This is a genomic window from Alishewanella sp. SMS8, from assembly GCF_030737935.1.
GTDB lineage: Bacteria > Pseudomonadota > Gammaproteobacteria > Enterobacterales > Alteromonadaceae > Alishewanella > Alishewanella maricola.
In genome coordinates, this window is sequence record NZ_JAPJEA010000009.1 from 1 (window position 1) to 17,691 (window position 17,691).

At 45.1% G+C, this 17,691-nt stretch carries 30 protein-coding genes and 1 pseudogene; all 31 read right to left on the bottom strand.

The features are described from left to right. Positions 1-212 precede the first annotated feature (212 nt). Entirely contained in the window at positions 213-1,448 is a 1,236-nt protein-coding gene (locus ORJ01_RS15820) for a serine hydrolase (protein ID WP_306178873.1), read from the bottom strand. Between the two features lie 178 nt (positions 1,449-1,626). Beyond that, entirely contained in the window at positions 1,627-2,028 is a 402-nt protein-coding gene (gene rplQ / locus ORJ01_RS15825) for a 50S ribosomal protein L17 (protein WP_226752311.1), read from the bottom strand. 39 nt (positions 2,029-2,067) lie between these two features. Continuing rightward, positions 2,068-3,057, bottom strand: a complete 990-nt coding sequence (gene rpoA, locus ORJ01_RS15830) for a DNA-directed RNA polymerase subunit alpha (RefSeq protein ID WP_226752312.1) — start codon at positions 3,055-3,057, stop codon at positions 2,068-2,070. 23 nt (positions 3,058-3,080) lie between these two features. Beyond that, a complete protein-coding gene (gene rpsD / locus ORJ01_RS15835; protein WP_226752313.1) occupies positions 3,081-3,701 on the bottom strand; it encodes a 30S ribosomal protein S4 in 621 nt (206 codons plus the stop codon). A gap of 33 nt (positions 3,702-3,734) precedes the next feature. Then, positions 3,735-4,124, bottom strand: a complete 390-nt coding sequence (rpsK, locus tag ORJ01_RS15840; protein WP_040552629.1) for a 30S ribosomal protein S11 — start codon at positions 4,122-4,124, stop codon at positions 3,735-3,737. A gap of 11 nt (positions 4,125-4,135) precedes the next feature. Beyond that, a complete protein-coding gene (gene rpsM, locus ORJ01_RS15845; RefSeq protein ID WP_226752314.1) occupies positions 4,136-4,492 on the bottom strand; it encodes a 30S ribosomal protein S13 in 357 nt (118 codons plus the stop codon). A gap of 130 nt (positions 4,493-4,622) precedes the next feature. Beyond that, on the bottom strand, positions 4,623-4,736 hold the full coding sequence (rpmJ, locus tag ORJ01_RS15850) for a 50S ribosomal protein L36 (RefSeq protein WP_008950799.1): 114 nt from the start codon (positions 4,734-4,736) through the stop codon (positions 4,623-4,625). 21 nt (positions 4,737-4,757) lie between these two features. Next, positions 4,758-6,086 carry a preprotein translocase subunit SecY gene (gene secY / locus ORJ01_RS15855; RefSeq protein WP_229588328.1) on the bottom strand — a complete coding sequence of 443 codons (1,329 nt, stop codon included), beginning with the start codon at positions 6,084-6,086 and terminating at the stop codon, positions 4,758-4,760. 15 nt (positions 6,087-6,101) lie between these two features. Beyond that, a complete protein-coding gene (gene rplO, locus ORJ01_RS15860) occupies positions 6,102-6,536 on the bottom strand; it encodes a 50S ribosomal protein L15 (protein WP_226752316.1) in 435 nt (144 codons plus the stop codon). Between the two features lie 3 nt (positions 6,537-6,539). Beyond that, positions 6,540-6,722 carry a 50S ribosomal protein L30 gene (rpmD, locus tag ORJ01_RS15865; protein ID WP_226752317.1) on the bottom strand — a complete coding sequence of 61 codons (183 nt, stop codon included), beginning with the start codon at positions 6,720-6,722 and terminating at the stop codon, positions 6,540-6,542. Positions 6,723-6,728: 6 nt separating this feature from the next. Next, positions 6,729-7,232 (bottom strand): 30S ribosomal protein S5, encoded by a 504-nt coding sequence (gene rpsE / locus ORJ01_RS15870; protein WP_226752318.1) that lies wholly within the window; start codon positions 7,230-7,232, stop codon positions 6,729-6,731. A 9-nt stretch (positions 7,233-7,241) separates the two neighbouring features. Next, a complete protein-coding gene (gene rplR, locus ORJ01_RS15875) occupies positions 7,242-7,592 on the bottom strand; it encodes a 50S ribosomal protein L18 (protein WP_226752319.1) in 351 nt (116 codons plus the stop codon). A 9-nt stretch (positions 7,593-7,601) separates the two neighbouring features. Further along, positions 7,602-8,135, bottom strand: a complete 534-nt coding sequence (gene rplF / locus ORJ01_RS15880; RefSeq protein ID WP_229588329.1) for a 50S ribosomal protein L6 — start codon at positions 8,133-8,135, stop codon at positions 7,602-7,604. A gap of 15 nt (positions 8,136-8,150) precedes the next feature. Continuing rightward, positions 8,151-8,543: a 30S ribosomal protein S8 gene (rpsH, locus tag ORJ01_RS15885; protein ID WP_226752321.1), complete on the bottom strand. Its 393-nt coding sequence runs from the start codon at positions 8,541-8,543 to the stop codon at positions 8,151-8,153. Positions 8,544-8,564: 21 nt separating this feature from the next. After that, complete coding sequence (rpsN, locus tag ORJ01_RS15890) at positions 8,565-8,870, bottom strand: 30S ribosomal protein S14 (RefSeq protein WP_226752322.1); 306 nt, start codon at positions 8,868-8,870, stop codon at positions 8,565-8,567. Positions 8,871-8,881: 11 nt separating this feature from the next. Next, the gene (rplE, locus tag ORJ01_RS15895) at positions 8,882-9,421 is read right to left on the bottom strand and encodes a 50S ribosomal protein L5 (RefSeq protein WP_226752323.1); all 540 of its coding nucleotides are present in this window, start codon (positions 9,419-9,421) and stop codon (positions 8,882-8,884) included. Between the two features lie 18 nt (positions 9,422-9,439). Next, entirely contained in the window at positions 9,440-9,754 is a 315-nt protein-coding gene (rplX, locus tag ORJ01_RS15900; protein ID WP_226752324.1) for a 50S ribosomal protein L24, read from the bottom strand. 9 nt (positions 9,755-9,763) lie between these two features. Continuing rightward, positions 9,764-10,132 carry a 50S ribosomal protein L14 gene (rplN, locus tag ORJ01_RS15905; RefSeq protein ID WP_189434388.1) on the bottom strand — a complete coding sequence of 123 codons (369 nt, stop codon included), beginning with the start codon at positions 10,130-10,132 and terminating at the stop codon, positions 9,764-9,766. Between the two features lie 229 nt (positions 10,133-10,361). Next, positions 10,362-10,616, bottom strand: a complete 255-nt coding sequence (gene rpsQ / locus ORJ01_RS15910) for a 30S ribosomal protein S17 (protein ID WP_226752325.1) — start codon at positions 10,614-10,616, stop codon at positions 10,362-10,364. Then, entirely contained in the window at positions 10,616-10,807 is a 192-nt protein-coding gene (gene rpmC / locus ORJ01_RS15915) for a 50S ribosomal protein L29 (RefSeq protein ID WP_226752326.1), read from the bottom strand. Before rpmC ends, rpsQ begins: the two co-directional genes overlap by 1 nt. Then, positions 10,807-11,220, bottom strand: coding sequence for a 50S ribosomal protein L16 (rplP, locus tag ORJ01_RS15920; protein WP_226752327.1), 414 nt, complete (start codon positions 11,218-11,220; stop codon positions 10,807-10,809). The genes rpmC and rplP overlap by 1 nt, the downstream gene beginning before the upstream one ends. A gap of 12 nt (positions 11,221-11,232) precedes the next feature. Continuing rightward, a complete protein-coding gene (rpsC, locus tag ORJ01_RS15925) occupies positions 11,233-11,946 on the bottom strand; it encodes a 30S ribosomal protein S3 (protein WP_189434397.1) in 714 nt (237 codons plus the stop codon). Between the two features lie 9 nt (positions 11,947-11,955). Continuing rightward, the gene (gene rplV, locus ORJ01_RS15930; protein ID WP_226752328.1) at positions 11,956-12,288 is read right to left on the bottom strand and encodes a 50S ribosomal protein L22; all 333 of its coding nucleotides are present in this window, start codon (positions 12,286-12,288) and stop codon (positions 11,956-11,958) included. 10 nt (positions 12,289-12,298) lie between these two features. Next, positions 12,299-12,577 (bottom strand): 30S ribosomal protein S19, encoded by a 279-nt coding sequence (rpsS, locus tag ORJ01_RS15935; protein WP_008950795.1) that lies wholly within the window; start codon positions 12,575-12,577, stop codon positions 12,299-12,301. A 16-nt stretch (positions 12,578-12,593) separates the two neighbouring features. Next, complete coding sequence (rplB, locus tag ORJ01_RS15940) at positions 12,594-13,418, bottom strand: 50S ribosomal protein L2 (protein ID WP_226752329.1); 825 nt, start codon at positions 13,416-13,418, stop codon at positions 12,594-12,596. Positions 13,419-13,434: 16 nt separating this feature from the next. Further along, a complete protein-coding gene (gene rplW, locus ORJ01_RS15945) occupies positions 13,435-13,737 on the bottom strand; it encodes a 50S ribosomal protein L23 (RefSeq protein WP_226752330.1) in 303 nt (100 codons plus the stop codon). Continuing rightward, positions 13,734-14,339, bottom strand: a complete 606-nt coding sequence (rplD, locus tag ORJ01_RS15950) for a 50S ribosomal protein L4 (protein ID WP_226752331.1) — start codon at positions 14,337-14,339, stop codon at positions 13,734-13,736. Before rplD ends, rplW begins: the two co-directional genes overlap by 4 nt. A 17-nt stretch (positions 14,340-14,356) precedes the next feature. Next, a complete protein-coding gene (gene rplC, locus ORJ01_RS15955; protein ID WP_226752332.1) occupies positions 14,357-14,995 on the bottom strand; it encodes a 50S ribosomal protein L3 in 639 nt (212 codons plus the stop codon). A gap of 29 nt (positions 14,996-15,024) precedes the next feature. Then, positions 15,025-15,336, bottom strand: coding sequence for a 30S ribosomal protein S10 (gene rpsJ / locus ORJ01_RS15960; RefSeq protein WP_008899121.1), 312 nt, complete (start codon positions 15,334-15,336; stop codon positions 15,025-15,027). Positions 15,337-15,641: 305 nt separating this feature from the next. Next, positions 15,642-17,381, bottom strand: coding sequence for an acyl-CoA dehydrogenase family protein (locus tag ORJ01_RS15965; RefSeq protein WP_306178878.1), 1,740 nt, complete (start codon positions 17,379-17,381; stop codon positions 15,642-15,644). Positions 17,382-17,520: 139 nt separating this feature from the next. Further along, positions 17,521-17,691: pseudogene (gene tuf / locus ORJ01_RS15970) on the bottom strand (elongation factor Tu); the annotation flags it as partial.

Genomic DNA, 17,691 nt, shown 5'->3' on the forward strand with positions numbered 1-17,691 from the left:
GCGTTTGCCTCAGTTAGCTTTCGCTTCACAGACCGGATGTCGTTGCCGTTGTCCCTGTCTGTGGATGCGCATTATAGAGATCTGAAAAACATGTTCAAGATCTTTTTTAATAAAAAAGGATCGTTCGAGTGTTTTTTAAACGATCCGATGGTTTATTGGGCGATCTAAGGTATTAAACACCGAAATGAGGGTATATATAGTCTCGGTAATGGCTATTTATTATTTGTATCATTAGTTGCTTGCTGGGCATCTAACTCTTGTTGATACAATAAATGGCCTAATTCACGCAAAAAGGGCTGGCCTAGTGTTTCGGTTTCATAGATATCATCATTTAGGATCTGATTAGCATTGGTATAGATAATGGCAGAAAGGAAATACGAAACATCATATTTGGTATCATTGATAAAGGCAGCATCAATAACATGGCCATACGCTTGTCCATTTTTATTGTGGTAGTGAATGTACTCGGGTAAGCGTAGCTGATCATCGCTTTTTAATAAGTACTTCACATAGGTATCAGTATACTGCTCTTCTGAATATTTAGGATATTCACTTTGCCGAGGCAGCATTCGCATATAACGTAAAATAAATTGACGCTGCGGTTCAGTGATATTAAAGCGCTGCTCTTCTGGGAACAACTCTGGCATAACAAGACGCTTTACTACACCATCAAGGTCTAATAAGGATTGACGGTTCTTTAATGTAAAATCCATAGGCTGGTTGACCAACTGACCATGCTGAAAATAGCCTAAGCCGAGTTTTGGTTGATCTGTGTTTCGATAGGAAACTGCAACTTGACGCTGAGGTATAGCTAATAACGTTTTACCAATAGGATCTATAAAACGGATTGGATTGAAAAAGCGATTGTCATCGTCAGTAAATGGCACACTTAAACGATGATTAATAACAGTCGATGTTAAACCTTTAGCTTGAAGTTGTTGGTTAATATACTGCTGGCCCAATAATTCGTATAAACGATTACTGCTGTCATTATCACTCACGAGTAAGATTTTTTTAATATAGTGCCCTACACTGGGTAAACCAGACTCACTAGTTACATCTGTGTAAGCTGAAGATTGCGAAGGGTGTAGCGCGTCAGTCAACATTATTGTGTCTAAGGTTATACCGGCTGCAGTTTGTTCATTCAACCATTGCATAGCTAAGGCAACTAAAGGCAGTTTAACAGTACTCGCAGGATAAAAATAACGATCAGGCTGAACCCCATAATGATAATAATGTAACTTGGGTAATTCCCCCTCAATCATCGGTGATTCTATTCGCGTGAAAATGATCTGCAGTTTATAAGATTGACTGTCGGCAAATACCCTATCGAGCAATGTTAATTTCTGTTGGCTTTGCTCGAGCAACGGTAACAAAGACTGACAACTCTCTGCTGCGGTGAAATGCTGGCAAACATCTGAACGAGCAAATGCAATGTGCGGAATCATTGCAGCCGTTAGAAATATATAAAAGAAAATTTTCAATTCGGCAGACCTTAATTCTTCAATGTTTATCATCAGGCACCAGTTAGGATAAATAATAAGCGCTTGTATAAATAGCATACAACAATAAAATTTGGATATAAAAAAACCGGGCATTAAGCCCGGTTTTTAGAAGAACAAGTGATTATTCAGCAGCAGTTTCTTCAACTGGCATTGCTGCGTCCGTTTCTGGACGATCAACTAATTCAATGTAAGCCATAGGTGCGTTGTCACCAGTACGGAAGCCACACTTCATGATGCGAGTGTAACCACCTGGACGCGCGTTGTAACGCGGGCCTAAAACATTGAACAATAAACCTACAACTTCTTTATCACGAGTACGGGCAAAAGCCAGACGACGGTTTGCAACGCTGTCATTCTTTGCCAATGTGATCAATGGCTCGATCACACGACGTAACTCTTTAGCTTTTGGCAAAGTCGTTTTGATGATTTCGTGCTTCACCAACGAGCTTGCCATGTTGCGGAACATTGCAGTACGGTGGCTGCTGTTCCGATTTAATTGACGACCACTCTTGCGATGGCGCATGATCTATTCCTTCTCACTAAACCAGGAACTGGTATCTGGTTAGTCTTTATTTACCAAACTAGCTGGCGGCCAGTTTTCCAGGCGCATGCCTAAGGATAAACCGCGTGATGCCAACACGTCTTTGATTTCGGTAAGAGACTTCTTACCCAGGTTAGGCGTTTTAAGAAGCTCAACCTCGGTACGCTGTACCAGATCACCAATGTACTGAATCTGCTCTGCCTTAAGGCAGTTTGCAGAACGAACTGTTAGCTCTAAATCATCGACTGGACGTAACAGAATCGGATCAAACTCCGGTTTCTCTTCACGTTTTTCAGGCTCACTCTTATCACGCAATTCTACGAAGAATTCTAGCTGTTCAGCTAAAATTGTTGCTGCGCGACGAATGGCTTCCTCTGGCTCAACAGTGCCGTTGGTTTCCATATCGATAACCAGTTTATCCAAATCAGTACGCTGTTCTACCCGTGCTGCTTCAACAGTATAAGCAATACGCTCAACTGGGCTGAAAGATGCGTCAAGTAATAAGCGACCGATCGGACGTTCGTCATCATCTGAGGACAAACGAGCTGATGCAGGCACATAACCGCGACCACGTTCAATTTTCAGACGCATACTGAACTCAGTCTCGCCAGTCAAATTACAAATAACGTGCTCAGGGTTAACAATAACCACACCGTCGCCACGCTGGATATCTCCAGCAGTTACAGGGCCAGCACCTTTCTTCGTTAAAGTCAGGGAGACTTCATCTTTGTCTTCCAGGCGAACGGCAAGGCCTTTCAGGTTTAGGAGAATATCAATGATATCTTCCTGAACACCTTCTTTGGCACTGTACTCATGAAGAACGCCGTCTATTTCTACTTCAGTCACAGCACAACCTGGCATAGACGATAACAGAATACGACGTAACGCGTTGCCCAAGGTATGCCCGAAACCGCGCTCTAATGGTTCCAAAGTAACTTTGGCACGAGTTGGGTTGATCCTTTCGATACCAACTAATCTCGGCTTAAGGAATTCGGTGACAGAACCCTGCATATATCCTCTCTTAACAATTAGCTTTACTTAGAGTAAAGCTCGACGATTAACTGTTCGTTGATGTCAGCTGACAAATCTGAACGCTCAGGAGTGCGTTTGAAAACACCTTCCAGTTTCGTGTTGTCAACTTCGATCCAAGTTGGTTTCTCACGTTGTGCGGCTACTTCAAGCGCAGCACCGATACGGGCTTGCTTTTTAGCTTTTTCACGAACAGAGATAACTTGTTCAGGTAATACTTTGTATGATGGAATGTTTAACACTTGGCCATTAATCATAATAGCTTTGTGGCTAACAAGCTGACGGGCTTCAGCACGTGTGCTGGCCAGACCCATACGGTAAACTACGTTGTCTAAGCGTGACTCTAACAACGCTAACAGGTTCTCACCTGTATTACCTTTCAAACGAGCAGCTTCTTTGTAGTAATTACGGAACTGCTTCTCAAGCACGCCATACATACGACGTACTTTTTGCTTCTCGCGTAACTGTAAACCGTAGTCTGATAAGCGACCGCGACGTGCGCCGTGCTGACCAGGAGCTGTAGTTAAGTTACACTTTGAATCGATTGCTCTTACGCCGCTCTTCAGGAACAGATCTGTACCTTCGCGACGACTTAGTTTGAGCTTTGGACCCAAATATCTTGCCATCTTCTTTCTCCAATAATCCGTGAAGCGCTGTAATTACACGCGACGTTTTTTAGGTGGACGACATCCGTTATGTGGGATAGGCGTCACGTCGGTGATATTTGTGATCTTGTAACCAGCGGCATTCAGAGCACGAATCGCTGATTCGCGGCCTGGGCCTGGACCATTCACAAACACTTCAAGGTTTTTCAGACCATATTCCAGTGCAGCTGTACCTGCACGCTCTGCTGCTACTTGAGCTGCGAACGGAGTAGATTTACGTGAACCACGGAAACCTGAACCGCCTGCTGTTGCCCAACACAATGCATTGCCCTGACGATCAGTAATCGTCACGATGGTGTTGTTGAAAGAAGCATGGATATGAGCCATACCGTCTGAAACTTGTTTTTTTACCCGCTTACGAGTACGAACTGGTGCTTTAGCCATGTTGAATCACCTTATTTCTTAATCGCTTTACGTGGGCCCTTGCGGGTACGCGCATTAGTCTTAGTGCGCTGACCACGGACCGGCAGACTACGACGGTGACGTAAGCCACGGTAGCAACCAAGGTCCATTAAACGCTTAATGTTTAATGTGATTTCACGACGCAAGTCACCTTCAACGGTATACTTTGCAACTTCGTCACGTAGAGTATCTAATTGCGAGTCTGATAAAGACGCGATCTTAGTATTCTCTTCAATACCCACTGCCGCTAAAATTGATTTAGCGCGGGTCTTACCGATACCATAAACATAAGTCAGTGAGATCACTGCATGTTTATTATCGGGGATGTTAATGCCAGCGATACGGGCCACTAACGTTCTCCTATCTGAAATTAAAAGGTGCCAATTTGAAAAGCCCGTAAGGATACTCAAATGGCGCTTATATTGCAAACAATAAAGGGGCTAAACTTAAAGTTCAGCCCGCCTTATCGTTTTTCTGCTATTAGCCTTGGCGCTGTTTATGCTTTGGCTCACTGCAAATTACGCGAACTACGTTATTACGTTTGATCACTTTGCAGTTACGGCAGATCTTCTTAACGGAAGCTCGTACTTTCATAACTTAACTCCGCAAACTATCTTAACGGCCTATGCCTTTAAGATTTGCCTTTTTCAGCACAGAATCATACTGATGTGACATCAGATGTGTCTGTACCTGTGCCATGAAATCCATGATAACAACAACGATAATCAGTAAAGAAGTACCGCCGAAGTAGAACTGTACGTTCCACGCTACCATCATGAACTCAGGAACCAAACAAATAAAGGTAATGTACAACGCGCCGGCTAGGGTCAAACGTGTCATTACTTTATCAATGTATTTTGATGTCTGCTCGCCAGGACGAATACCAGGGATAAAAGCACCAGATTTCTTCAAGTTATCTGCTGTATCACGTGGGTTAAATACCAACGCAGTATAAAAGAAACAGAAGAAAATGATAGCCGCCGAGTATAACATCATATACAGCGGTTGTCCTGGAGATAATGTTAGCGACAATTCCTGTAAGAAATTGGCTACCATACCTTCACCTGTACCGAACCAACTGGCAATTGTACCAGGGAACAGAATAATGCTAGACGCGAATATCGGTGGAATAACACCGGCCATATTAACCTTTAACGGTAAATGGCTGCTCTGCGCGGCAAAAACCTGACGGCCCTGCTGACGCTTTGCGTAGTTAACCACGATACGACGCTGGCCGCGTTCAAAGAACACCACAAACCAGGTAATCGCAACAACAATCACGCCAATAGCTACTAATAGTAAAAAGTGCAAATCGCCCTGACGCGCTTGCTCAATCGTCTGACCAATGGCAGACGGGAAGCCAGCAACAATACCGGTAAAAATTAGCAACGAAATACCATTACCAATGCCGCGCTCTGTAATTTGCTCACCTAACCACATTAAGAACATGGTACCGGTAACCAAGCTGATCACCGCGGTAAAGTAAAATGCAAAGCCTGGGTTAATGACCAACCCTGGCATCATATTTGGCAGGCCTGTGGCTATACCAATGGACTGTAGTATCGCTAAACCTAAAGTACCGTAGCGCGTGTACTGATTAATTTTACGCTTACCTGCTTCACCTTCTTTCTTTAATTCAGCCATTGCCGGATGCATTACCGTTAATAACTGAACAATAATAGAGGCAGAGATATAAGGCATAATGCCTAGCGCAAATACAGACGCACGCTCAAGAGCACCACCGCTGAACATGTTAAACATTTCAACGATGGTACCTTTTTGTTGCTCGAATAACTGAGCTAGCACGGTGGCGTCAATTCCAGGAATTGGCACAAATGAGCCTAACCGAAAAACGATTATGGCTAAGAGCACAAACAACAGACGAGATTTCAGTTCGCTGAATCCGCCTTTTGCTGCTCTTGAGTCCGAACCTGGTTTAGCCATCGCGTACTATCCTTATTATTCTTCGACTTTACCACCGGCGGCTTCGATCGCTGCACGCGCACCTTTAGTTACGCGTAAGCCTTTTACTGTTACTGGACGAGTGATCTCACCAGACAGTACAACTTTTGCGAACTTAACAGTACGAGAGATGATGTTCGCTTCCATTAAAGAAGCTAAATCTACTACGTCGCCATTAACAGCAGCTAGTTCGTGTAAACGGACTTCAGAAGAAACCAAAGATTTCTGAGAAGTAAAACCGAACTTAGGTAAACGTTGTTTCAAAGGCATTTGACCGCCTTCGAAGCCTGGACGAACACTGCCGCCAGAACGTGATTTAAGACCTTTATGGCCACGGCCAGCAGTCTTACCTAAGCCAGAACCGATACCACGGCCTACACGGCGTTTATCTTTCTTAGCACCTGGTGCTGGAGATAGAGTGTTTAATAACATCTGTTACTCCTCCACTTTAACCATGTAGTAAACGGCGTTGATCATACCGCGAACTGAAGGTGTATCTTCAACTTCGACAGTGTGACCAATACGACGTAAACCAAGACCCTTTAAAGAAGCCCGGTGATTCGGTAAACGACCGATACTAGACTTAGTTTGGGTGACTTTAACTGTTTTCTTCGTCATGGCAAATTACCCCAGAATATCGTCAACGCGTAAACCGCGTTTTGCTGCCACTTGTGCCGGTGACTTCACTGAAGACAGGGCATTAATGGTAGCGCGTACTACGTTAATTGGGTTAGTTGAACCATAACACTTAGAAAGAATGTTTTGGATACCCGCTACTTCCAACACGGCGCGCATTGCACCGCCGGCGATTAGACCAGTACCTTCTGCAGCAGGCTGCATGTAAACATTCGAACCTGAGTGCACACCACGTGTTGGGTGATGCAAAGTGTTACCATTTAATTCAACCTGTGTCATGTTACGACGTGCCTTTTCCATTGCTTTTTGAATAGCAGCTGGAACTTCACGTGCTTTACCATAACCGAAACCAACGCGACCGTTGCCGTCACCAACTACTGTCAATGCAGTAAAGCTGAAAATACGACCACCTTTTACCACTTTGGACACGCGGTTAACGGCAACAAGCTTTTCTTGTAAATCAGATTGTTGTTTAGAATCTTCGTTAGCCATTAGCTACTCCTAGAACTGAAGACCGGCTTCACGCGCCGCGTCTGCTAACGCCTGCACGCGACCATGATACTGGAAGCCGCTACGGTCAAAAGCACATGCAGTTACGCCTTTAGCCACTGCACGTTCGGCGATCGCTTTACCTACAGCTTTGGCAGCATCTACGTTACCAGAGTACGAAAGTGATTCTTTAATTGAAGCTTCTAAAGTAGAAGCTGCAGCAATCACTTCAGCATTTGGCGCAATCAGCTGAGCATAGATGTGACGTGGAGTACGGTGTACTACCAGGCGATTCGCACCTTGTTCGATAATGTTTCTGCGAGTGCGTTTGGCACGACGCAGACGAGCAAGTTTCTTATCCATCGTCCTACCTTACTTTTTCTTAGCTTCTTTACGACGCACGTTTTCATTCGCATAACGAACACCTTTGCCTTTGTAAGGCTCTGGTTTACGGTATGCACGAATGTTGGCAGATACCTGTCCAACTAATTGCTTGTCAGCACCTTTGACCCAAACTTCAGTTTGTGTTGGTGTTTCGATAGTGATACCAGCTGGCACCTCGAAAACGACCGGGTGAGAAAAGCCCAGGCTTAAGTTTAAAACCTTACCTTCAGCTTTTGCACGGTAACCAACACCGACTAATTCAAGTTTCTGGCTGAAGCCTTCGCTTACACCAGTAACCATGTTGTTCAATAATGCGCGAGCAGTACCTGCTTGTGCGTCAGCGTTTTCGAAACCTTGACGAGGCTCTGTACGCAGTACATTGCCATCAACAACGATTTCAACCGCAGGGTTAACATTCAGTGTTAACTCGCCGTTTTTGCCCTTAAGCGCCACAACTTGACCTGTTTGCGTTACAGTAACGCCTGCAGGTAGAGTGACGGGGGCTTTAGCAACACGAGACATAAATTAACCCCTCCGTTACGCTACGTAGCCGATGATTTCGCCACCGATACCAACCTTGCGCGCAGCACGGTCAGTCATTAGTCCTTTAGATGTTGACACGATGGCCACACCTAAACCGCCCATTACCTTAGGTAATTCGTTGCTTTTCTTATAGATACGCAAACTTGGACGACTAACACGATCGATAGTCTCAATAACTGATTTGCCCTGGAAATACTTTAAAGTAACTTCCAGTTCTGGTTTTACATCACCAGACACAGCGAAATCGCCGATGTAACCTTCGTCTTTTAAAACTTTCGCAATTGCAATCTTCAATTTAGAAGAAGGCATTTTAACCGCAACTTTATTGGCCGACTGGCCGTTACGGATGCGAGTAAACATATCCGCTACTGGATCTTGCAAACTCATAGCTCGTTACTCCCGTGATTCTTACCAGCTAGCCTTACGAAGGCCAGGAATTTCACCGCGCATCGCCGCTTCGCGAACTTTGATCCGGCTCATACCGAACTTACGCAGATAACCATGTGGACGACCTGTCACACGACAACGATTACGTTGACGTGCAGGGCTTGAATCACGCGGTAACGTTTGTAACTTAAGAACCGCTGCCCAACGATCTTCATCAGAAGTTGAAGTGTTAGCAATCAGATCTTTAAGTTCAAAACGTTTTGCAGCGAATTTGGCTACCAGTTGTGCACGCTTTGCTTCACGTGCTTTCATTGATTGTTTTGCCATGACCCTACACCTTATTTCTTGAACGGGAAGTTAAACGCCGCAAGTAAAGCACGCCCTTCGTCATCAGTACGAGCAGTTGTCGTAATCGTGATATCTAAACCACGGATTGCATCAACTTTATCGTAATCGATTTCAGGGAAAATGATTTGCTCACGAACACCCATGCTGTAATTACCACGACCGTCGAATGATTTCGGGTTTACACCACGAAAATCACGGATACGGGGGATAGCAATAGAAACTAAACGTTCTAAGAAATCCCACATACGCTCGCCGCGCAGGGTTACTTTCGCGCCAATAGGGTAGCCTTCACGGATTTTGAAACCAGCGACTGACTTACGAGCCTTAGTTACCAGAGGTTTCTGGCCAGCAATAGCAGTTAAATCTGCTACAGCGTTATCAAGGATCTTTTTGTCAGCTACGGCTTCACCCACACCCATATTGAGTGTGATTTTAACAATCCGAGGGACTTGCATGACGCTGGAGTAGCCAAACTGTTTGAACAGTTCTGGGACTACGGTGTCTTTATAAATTTCATGCAGTTTCGCCATCGTATTACTCCAATAGCATTAAATTACTTCGTTATTCGATTTGAAGAAACGCACTTTCTTGCCATCTTCAAAACGGAAACCTACACGATCTGCTTTACCCGTTTTAGGGTTAACAATCGCTACGTTTGAAACATGAATCGAGGCTTCTTTCTCGACGATACCGCCAGGCTGATTAACAGCTGGAACCGGCTTCTGGTGTTTCTTAACCAGATTAACGCCTGAAACATAAACACGGTTGTCGCCAACTAATACTTTAGTGACTTTGCCTTGTTTACCCTTGTCCTTACCAGTAAGAACAATAACCTCGTCATCACGACGGATTTTGCTAGCCATGGTGACTCCTTACAGTACTTCTGGTGCCAGAGACACGATCTTCATAAACTTATCGCCACGAAGTTCACGTGTAACAGGCCCGAAAATACGGGTACCGATCGGTTCCAGCTTAGTGTTTAATAACACCGCTGCATTGCGATCAAAACGGATTAATGACCCGTCCTGACGACGTACGCCTTTAGCTGTACGCACCACCACTGCATTCAGAACATCACCTTTTTTAACTTTACCGCGAGGAATTGCTTCCTTAACAGTAACTTTGATGATGTCACCAATTGCAGCATAACGGCGATGCGAACCACCTAAGACCTTAATACACATTACGCTGCGCGCGCCGCTGTTGTCTGCGACTTCCAGCATAGATTGCATCTGGATCATCTTAGTGCTCCGCTATTCTACTATGTAACCTTCTCAGGTTACGCTGCTTACGATAATAAAACCCCTCCCCAGAGGAAGGGCGCGTGATTATAACAGCAGTTATGGCAAAGTGGTAGTTTAAAATAAAAACAATTCGGTGTATGCCTAGACACACACCGCCACTCACCCGATCTGTTGCTACAAACAAAAACGGCTCCAACAGGAGCCGTTTTATTCTTCTTCTTAATTATTAAGAAGCAGATTCAACGATAGCTACCAGGGTCCAAGACTTAGTCTTAGACAAAGGACGGCATTCACGGATAGTGACTACGTCGCCTTCTTTACACTGATTAGTTTCGTCATGCACGTGCAGTTTGGTAGTACGCTTGATGAATTTACCATAAATTGGGTGTTTCACCTGACGTTCAATCGCAACAGTGATAGATTTATCCATCTTGTCGCTGATTACTTTACCTTGCAGTGTACGGGTATTAGTTTCAGTCATTACGCACCTGCCTTCTCGGTTAAGATAGTCTTAACGCGCGCGATATCACGACGCACCTGCTTCAATAAGTGTGTCTGAGCTAACTGACCAGTAGCTGCTTGCATGCGCATGTTGAACTGCTCACGTAACAGACCTAATAATTCAGCATTTAACTCTTCAACACTTTTTGTTTTCAATTCGCTGGCTTTCATCACATTACCGTCCGCGTTACGAAGGTGGTCTTGAATGGAAGCTTAGCAGCAGCCAATGCAAAAGCATGACGCGCAAGTTCTTCAGACACACCGTCCATTTCATACAGAACTTTGCCAGGTTTAATCTGACATACCCAGTACTCAACAGCACCTTTACCACTACCCATACGTACTTCTAACGGCTTAGCTGTGATTGGCTTATCTGGGAACACACGGATCCAGATTTTACCAACACGTTTAACAGCCCGCGTCATAGCACGACGTGCAGATTCGATTTGACGTGAAGTCATTTGACCACGTTCTACAGATTTCAGTGCGTATGTACCGAAACTTACTTTATCACCAACTTGTGATAAACCACGGTTACGGCCTTTGTGCACTTTACGAAATTTTGTACGTTTTGGTTGCAACATCGCTCAATACCCCTACTTAGCCTTACGAGCCGGTTTTTTCGGCGCTTTAGGCTGGTTGTTATTGTTGGCGTTGTTGGCGTTATTTTGCAGAGGCAGAGCACCTAGGATCTCGCCTTTGAAAATCCACACTTTGACACCAATGATACCGTAAGTAGTCAGTGCTTCAGAAGTATTGTAGTCAATGTCTGCACGAAGAGTATGCAGAGGTACACGACCTTCACGATACCACTCGTCACGAGCAATCTCAGCACCGCCTAAACGGCCGCTAACTTGAACCTTGATACCTTTAGCACCAATACGCATAGCATTTTGTACCGCACGCTTCATAGCACGACGGAACATTACACGACGCTCTAACTGGCTACTGATAGAATCAGCAACTAATTTCGCATCTAGCTCTGGCTTACGGATCTCAGAGATATTGATCTGAGCAGGCACGCCAGCAATGGCAGCGACTTGCTTACGGATCTTCTCAACGTCTTCACCTTTTTTACCGATAATCACGCCTGGACGCGCAGTGTGAATAGTCACACGGATGCTTTTCGCAGGGCGTTCAATATCGATCCGGCTTACTGAGGCTGCTTTCAGTTCTTTTGTCAGGTACTGACGAACTTTATAGTCACCGTTCAGGAAATCCGGGAAATCTTTTGTATTCGCGAACCAGGTAGAGCTCCATGGCTTAGTGATACCTAGGCGAATACCATTAGGATGTACTTTCTGTCCCATTTCTATCTCCTAGTTATCAGCTACGACCACAGTGATGTGGCTGGTACGCTTGACGATACGATCAGCACGACCTTTAGCGCGTGGTTTGATACGCTTCATAGATGGACCTTCATCAACGAAGATGGTCTTCACTTTCAGTGTATCGATGTCCGCGCCTTCATTGTGCTCAGCGTTGGCAATGGCTGATAAAAGTACCTTTTTGACTAACTCAGCAGCTTTCTTCGGGCTGTAAGTTAGTACATTCAACGCCTTCTCAACTGACAATCCACGTACTTGGTCAGCGACCAAACGCGTTTTTTGAGCAGAAGAACGGGCAAATTTGTGTTTAGCTAATGCTTGCATCATTTACCCCTTAGCGCTTCTTGGCCTTTTTGTCGGCTGCATGACCACGATAGGTACGAGTAGGTGCAAATTCACCTAACTTGTGACCGATCATCTCTTCTGAGACAAATACTGGTACATGTTGACGACCATTATGGACAGCGATGGTCAAACCGATCATATCAGGTATGATCATTGAACGACGGCTCCAAGTCTTTATAGGCTTCTTGTCTCCGCTTTCCAACGCTTTCTCTACCTTCTTCAGCAAGTGAAGGTCAATAAATGGACCTTTCTTGAGAGAACGTGGCATGGCAATTCCTCACAAATTATTTATCACGACGACGTACGATAAGTTTATCAGTACGCTTGTTTGAACGAGTCTTGTAACCTTTAGTCGGTACGCCCCATGGAGTCACTGGATGACGACCACCTGAGGTTTTACCTTCACCACCACCGTGTGGGTGATCGACTGGGTTCATTACTACACCACGTACGGTTGGGCGGATGCCGCGCCAGCGCATTGCACCAGCTTTACCGTATTGACGTAACATGTGCTCAGCATTACCGATCTCACCGATAGTCGCGCGACAATCTGCTAATACTTTACGTACTTCGCCGCTACGCAGACGCAGGGTAACATACTCACCATCACGAGCCAGGATCTGAACGAATGCGCCTGCTGAACGAGCCAGCTGACCGCCTTTACCTGGTTTCATTTCGATGTTGTGTACTACTTGACCAACTGGGATGTTGCGCAGTGGCAGCGTGTTACCTGCTTTGATTGGTGCATCAACACCAGAGATAACTGCGTCACCCGCTTTCATGCCTTTAGGGGCAAGAATGTAACGACGTTCGCCGTCTGCATACAACACTAATGCGATGTTTGCAGTACGGTTTGGATCGTATTCTAAACGCTCTACTTTGCCCGGAATACCGTCTTTCATGCGTTTAAAATCAACAACACGATAGTGTTGCTTATGACCACCACCGATATGGCGAGTAGTGATACGACCGTTGCTGTTACGACCACCCGTCTTAACTTTCTTCTCTAACAAAGGCGCGTAAGGCTTGCCTTTGTGCAGGTCAGGGTTAACCACTTTTAAAACGTGGCGACGACCTGGTGACGTAGGTTTACACTTTACAAGTGCCATTTCCTAACTCCTCTTCTTACTCAGCGCCGCCAACAAAATCGATTTCGCTGCCTTCTTTAAGAGTAACGTAAGCTTTTTTCCAATCGCTACGTTTGCCCATACGCGCACCAGTGCGCTTGGCCTTACCCTTAACGTTAACAGTACGAACACCTACTACTTCTGTTTCAAACAGTTTTTCTACAGCAGCTTTAATATCAGCTTTTGTAGAAGTAGTGGCTACTTTAAAAACGATAGTGTTGTGTTTTTCTGCCGCAGTAGTACTCTTTTCAGAAACGTGCGGAGCCAGAATCACTTTTAGTAAACGTTCTTCGCGGATCATGCTAAAAGCTCCTCAAGTTGTTTAACTGCAGCAGCAGTCATTAACACTTTGTCGAATGCGATTAAGCTGACCGGGTCGATACCGTGTACGTCACGAACGTCAACTTTGTATAAGTTGCGTGCAGATAAGAACAAGTTCTCGTCTACTTCGTTAGTTACGATCAGAACGTCTTTTAAATCCATCGCTTTCAGCTTTGCAGTCAAGTCTTTTGTCTTTGGTGAATCAACGCCAAAACTCTCAACAACAATTAAGCGCTCCTGACGAACTAATTCAGACAGAATGCTTTGAATTGCACCGCGATACATTTTACGGTTAACTTTTTGGCTGTGATCTTGTGGCTTAGCCGCAAAAGTCACACCACCGCCACGCCAAATTGGACTGCGGATTGTACCAGCACGCGCGCGGCCAGTACCTTTTTGACGCCATGGCTTCTTGCCGCCACCACGTACTTCTGAACGTGTCAATTGAGCACGAGTACCCTGACGGGCACCAGCTGCAAAAGCAACTACTACCTGATGTACCAGAGCTTCGTTAAACTCACGTCCAAAGGTAGCTTCGGAAACTTCAAGAGCGCCTTGAGCGTCTCGTAATGCTAATTCCATCACTTATCTCCTAGACGTTAGCTTTTAACAGCTGGTTTAACGATAACGTCACCGCCGATAGCACCAGGCACTGCGCCTTTTACTAACAGAATGTTACGTTCCGCATCAACACGAACCACTTCAAGAGACTGTACAGTTACCCGTTCAGCGCCCATGTGGCCAGCCATTTTCTTACCTTTGAATACTTTACCTGGTGATTGGTTTTGACCAATTGAACCCGGTGCACGGTGTGATAAAGAGTTACCGTGAGTAGCATCCTGAGTACGGAAATTCCAGCGCTTAACAGCACCTTGGAAACCCTTACCTTTTGATGTGCCAGCGACATCAACTTTCTTTGTATCTGCGAAAATATCAACAGTAATCTCGCTACCAACAGTGATGTCGGCGCCTTCGTTGTCTTGTAGGCGGAATTCCCACAGACCACGACCCGCTTCTACACCCACTTTTGCAAAATGACCTGCTTCTGGCTTGCTCAGGCGGCTTGCCTTAACAGTACCAGTAGTCACTTGCAACGCGCTATAGCCTTCAACGTCTTGCGTTTTAACAGCAGTAACGCGGTTTGGTGTTGCTTCGATTACGGTTACTGGGATAGATACACCATCTTCAGTGAAGATGCGTGTCATGCCCACTTTACGACCGATTAGACCGATAGCCATTTCCTAAACCTCTCTAAAAACCTGTCTGATTAGCCCAGGCTGATTTGAACGTCAACGCCAGCAGGCAGATCTAAACGCATCAGCGCATCAACTGTTTTTTCAGTTGGTTCCACGATGTCGATTAAACGCTTGTGCGTACGGATTTCGTACTGGTCACGCGCATCTTTATTGACGTGAGGAGAAATCAGAACAGTGAAACGTTCCTGACGAGTTGGTAGTGGAATTGGACCACGAACCTGTGCGCCGGTACGTTTTGCTGTGTCAACGATTTCCATAGTTGACTGATCGATCAAACGGTGATCGAACGCTTTCAGACGGATGCGAATCCTTTGATTACTCATGTATCAAAGCCTCAAAGAGCAAAAAGAGCAAAAATAAACATAAACAAATGCCCATAAAGGGTTTGCTTATGCACCAAGTTACCAGTTGCCCCCCAATCGGGGGCTTATAGTACAAACTACGCATACTCACTTTAGAGGTTGCAATGTAGCTTGTATCAGCCAGATATGAATCGACTGGCCGCATATTATATACAGAACAATTGATAATGCAAGTGCTGTTTATTATTCCAACAGCCAACCTCAAAGCAGACGCTAATTGTACTTTGTTGCAACGTCTACCTTGAGGCTTAATAGCAAGCTATGCGTTAAAATTGATCTTCAGTAAGCGCAAACATCGCTGACCCATCGCTTTGCAAACTGCTAAATAAACCATCAACCTTTGGCAACACTTTTTGTGTATACCACATGGCTGTTTGAGTTTTAGCCGCCACGAAATCAGCACTGTGTTTAGCAGGGTTTAACGCCATGAGATTTCTTTGCCACATATAAGCATAGAGTACATAGCCCACTGCATCTAAGTAATCACAAGCATTCATACTGAGCACGTTTTGTTCTTGCGCCAATAATGAATGACTGACGTCAATTAATTGCGTTATGCGCTTTTCGACAACAACACTTATCGACGTAGGATGCGCTTTTAGCTCGAGTTGAATATCTTTTAATAAGGCAAGTAACACGGCAGCTTGATCTGATGCGACTTTTCGCAACATGAAGTCAGCCGCTTGAATACCATTGGTTCCTTCATAGATCTGGGCAATTCGTACATCACGCACTAACTGCTCCATGCCCCACTCTTTTACATAACCATGACCACCGAATACTTGCTGGGCCGTAATACATGCATCTAACCCTCGATCGGTCATAAAGGCTTTGGTGATCGGTGTCAGTAAATTAGCTCGCTGTGCTGATTGGGCACAACCGTCGTATTTTGCACGATCCAGCAAATTTGCCACCCAAGTAGCGAAAGTGCGACCGGCCTCATTCATTGCTTTAATGTTAAGTAGCATTCGCCTAACATCAGCATGACCCAAAATGGCATCCGCTTTATTAGGATCCGTTTTACCGGTTCTTCCTTGTAAGCGATCTTTGGCATAAGCTAACGCATTTTGATATGCCCGCTCGGCAGCTCCTAGCCCTTGGCTGCCCATCGACAAACGCTCGTAATTCATCATGGTAAACATACACGCTAGACCACGATGCGGCTCGCCGATTAAATAACCGCGCGCACCATCAAAGTTAAGCACACAAGTAGCCGAACCATTAATACCCATCTTATGTTCGATAGAGCCAACATTGACGGCATTACGCTCTGCTAAGTCACCGTTTTCTGTCACAATAAATTTTGGTACTAGAAATAAAGAAATGCCTCGACTTCCAGCAGGTGCATCTGGCAACTTAGCTAACACTAAATGAACGATATTTGATGTCAGATCATGCTCACCAGCAGTGATAAAAATTTTGCTACCCGAAATTAAGTAACTGCCATCTGTATCGGGTTTTGCAGTTGTACGCATAATGCCTAGGTCTGAACCCGCATGAGCCTCGGTCAAACACATCGTGCCAGACCATTCACCGCTGTATAATTTTGGTAAGTAACAGGCTTTCATTTGCTCATCGGCATGCTGTAACAGGGTAACGCAGGCGCCGGCGGTTAAACCTGGATATAACGAAAAAGCGATATCCGCACTACAAAGCATTTCATCAACCATCATAGAAAGCGATTTTGGCATGCCCATTCCACCAAATTCAGCATCACCACTGAGGCCAGTCCAGCCACCCTCGGATAAACTTTGATAAGCTGTGTAATAATGCTCGGGCAAACTGACTTTACCATCGGCGAGTTGTGCACCTACCGCATCTGCTATTTGGCTATAGGGAGCAAGTTGTTGCTCACAAATTTTTGCGGCCTCTTCTAAGATGGCTTTTGCTGTATCGGCTTCTATTAATTCTTGTAATTGAGGTTGCTGCTGCCAGTACTGGTCTAATTGCCAAACGTCGAACAGATTAAAACTTATGTCGTCTACAGGGGCTTGATACTGACTCATACTATCACCTTAATTACTAAACAAATGGCCTCTAGCATCGCACAGCCAAGATTTTCAAACAAGTGTTTGAATTGTTGCCTTTGCATATATTTTAAGCATAAAAAAAGGCCCCTTAGGGCCTTCTTTACATCAGTGCTAATTAAGCAATGATTTTTGATACTACGCCAGCACCTACTGTGCGGCCGCCTTCACGGATAGCGAAGCGTAAACCTTCGTCCATCGCGATTGGGCAGATCAGTTCAACAACAAACTTCAGGTTGTCGCCAGGCATAACCATTTCTACGCCTTCTGGTAATTCTACTGCACCCGT

Excerpts from the sequence above, each read along its gene's own strand:
- rplC (WP_226752332.1), bottom strand. The coding sequence starts at position 14,995 with ATGGCTATCGGTCTAATCGGTCGTAAAGTGGGCATGACACGCATCTTC.
- secY (WP_229588328.1), bottom strand. The coding sequence starts at position 6,086 with ATGGCTAAACCAGGTTCGGACTCAAGAGCAGCAAAAGGCGGATTCAGC.
- rplF (WP_229588329.1), bottom strand. The coding sequence starts at position 8,135 with ATGTCTCGTGTTGCTAAAGCCCCCGTCACTCTACCTGCAGGCGTTACT.
- rpsS (WP_008950795.1), bottom strand. The coding sequence starts at position 12,577 with ATGCCACGTTCTCTCAAGAAAGGTCCATTTATTGACCTTCACTTGCTG.
- rplD (WP_226752331.1), bottom strand. The coding sequence starts at position 14,339 with ATGGAATTAGCATTACGAGACGCTCAAGGCGCTCTTGAAGTTTCCGAA.
- rplV (WP_226752328.1), bottom strand. The coding sequence starts at position 12,288 with ATGCAAGCATTAGCTAAACACAAATTTGCCCGTTCTTCTGCTCAAAAA.
- rpoA (WP_226752312.1), bottom strand. The coding sequence starts at position 3,057 with ATGCAGGGTTCTGTCACCGAATTCCTTAAGCCGAGATTAGTTGGTATC.
- ORJ01_RS15965 (WP_306178878.1), bottom strand. The coding sequence starts at position 17,381 with ATGAGTCAGTATCAAGCCCCTGTAGACGACATAAGTTTTAATCTGTTC.
- rplP (WP_226752327.1), bottom strand. The coding sequence starts at position 11,220 with ATGTTGCAACCAAAACGTACAAAATTTCGTAAAGTGCACAAAGGCCGT.
- ORJ01_RS15820 (WP_306178873.1), bottom strand. The coding sequence starts at position 1,448 with ATGATTCCGCACATTGCATTTGCTCGTTCAGATGTTTGCCAGCATTTC.
- rpsC (WP_189434397.1), bottom strand. The coding sequence starts at position 11,946 with ATGGGACAGAAAGTACATCCTAATGGTATTCGCCTAGGTATCACTAAG.
- rplQ (WP_226752311.1), bottom strand. The coding sequence starts at position 2,028 with ATGCGCCATCGCAAGAGTGGTCGTCAATTAAATCGGAACAGCAGCCAC.
- rpmD (WP_226752317.1), bottom strand. The coding sequence starts at position 6,722 with ATGACGAAGAAAACAGTTAAAGTCACCCAAACTAAGTCTAGTATCGGT.
- rpmJ (WP_008950799.1), bottom strand. The coding sequence starts at position 4,736 with ATGAAAGTACGAGCTTCCGTTAAGAAGATCTGCCGTAACTGCAAAGTG.
- rpsH (WP_226752321.1), bottom strand. The coding sequence starts at position 8,543 with ATGAGTTTGCAAGATCCAGTAGCGGATATGTTTACTCGCATCCGTAAC.
- rplN (WP_189434388.1), bottom strand. The coding sequence starts at position 10,132 with ATGATCCAGATGCAATCTATGCTGGAAGTCGCAGACAACAGCGGCGCG.
- rpsN (WP_226752322.1), bottom strand. The coding sequence starts at position 8,870 with ATGGCAAAACAATCAATGAAAGCACGTGAAGCAAAGCGTGCACAACTG.
- rplR (WP_226752319.1), bottom strand. The coding sequence starts at position 7,592 with ATGGATAAGAAACTTGCTCGTCTGCGTCGTGCCAAACGCACTCGCAGA.
- rpsK (WP_040552629.1), bottom strand. The coding sequence starts at position 4,124 with ATGGCTAAAGCACCAGTTCGTACTCGTAAGCGGGTAAAAAAACAAGTT.
- rplO (WP_226752316.1), bottom strand. The coding sequence starts at position 6,536 with ATGTTATTAAACACTCTATCTCCAGCACCAGGTGCTAAGAAAGATAAA.
- rplE (WP_226752323.1), bottom strand. The coding sequence starts at position 9,421 with ATGGCGAAACTGCATGAAATTTATAAAGACACCGTAGTCCCAGAACTG.
- rpsJ (WP_008899121.1), bottom strand. The coding sequence starts at position 15,336 with ATGAGTAATCAAAGGATTCGCATCCGTCTGAAAGCGTTCGATCACCGT.
- rpsQ (WP_226752325.1), bottom strand. The coding sequence starts at position 10,616 with ATGACTGAAACTAATACCCGTACACTGCAAGGTAAAGTAATCAGCGAC.
- rpsD (WP_226752313.1), bottom strand. The coding sequence starts at position 3,701 with ATGGCAAGATATTTGGGTCCAAAGCTCAAACTAAGTCGTCGCGAAGGT.
- rpsE (WP_226752318.1), bottom strand. The coding sequence starts at position 7,232 with ATGGCTAACGAAGATTCTAAACAACAATCTGATTTACAAGAAAAGCTT.
- rpmC (WP_226752326.1), bottom strand. The coding sequence starts at position 10,807 with ATGAAAGCCAGCGAATTGAAAACAAAAAGTGTTGAAGAGTTAAATGCT.
- rplW (WP_226752330.1), bottom strand. The coding sequence starts at position 13,737 with ATGATCCGCGAAGAACGTTTACTAAAAGTGATTCTGGCTCCGCACGTT.
- rplB (WP_226752329.1), bottom strand. The coding sequence starts at position 13,418 with ATGGCACTTGTAAAGTGTAAACCTACGTCACCAGGTCGTCGCCACGTT.
- rplX (WP_226752324.1), bottom strand. The coding sequence starts at position 9,754 with ATGGCTAGCAAAATCCGTCGTGATGACGAGGTTATTGTTCTTACTGGT.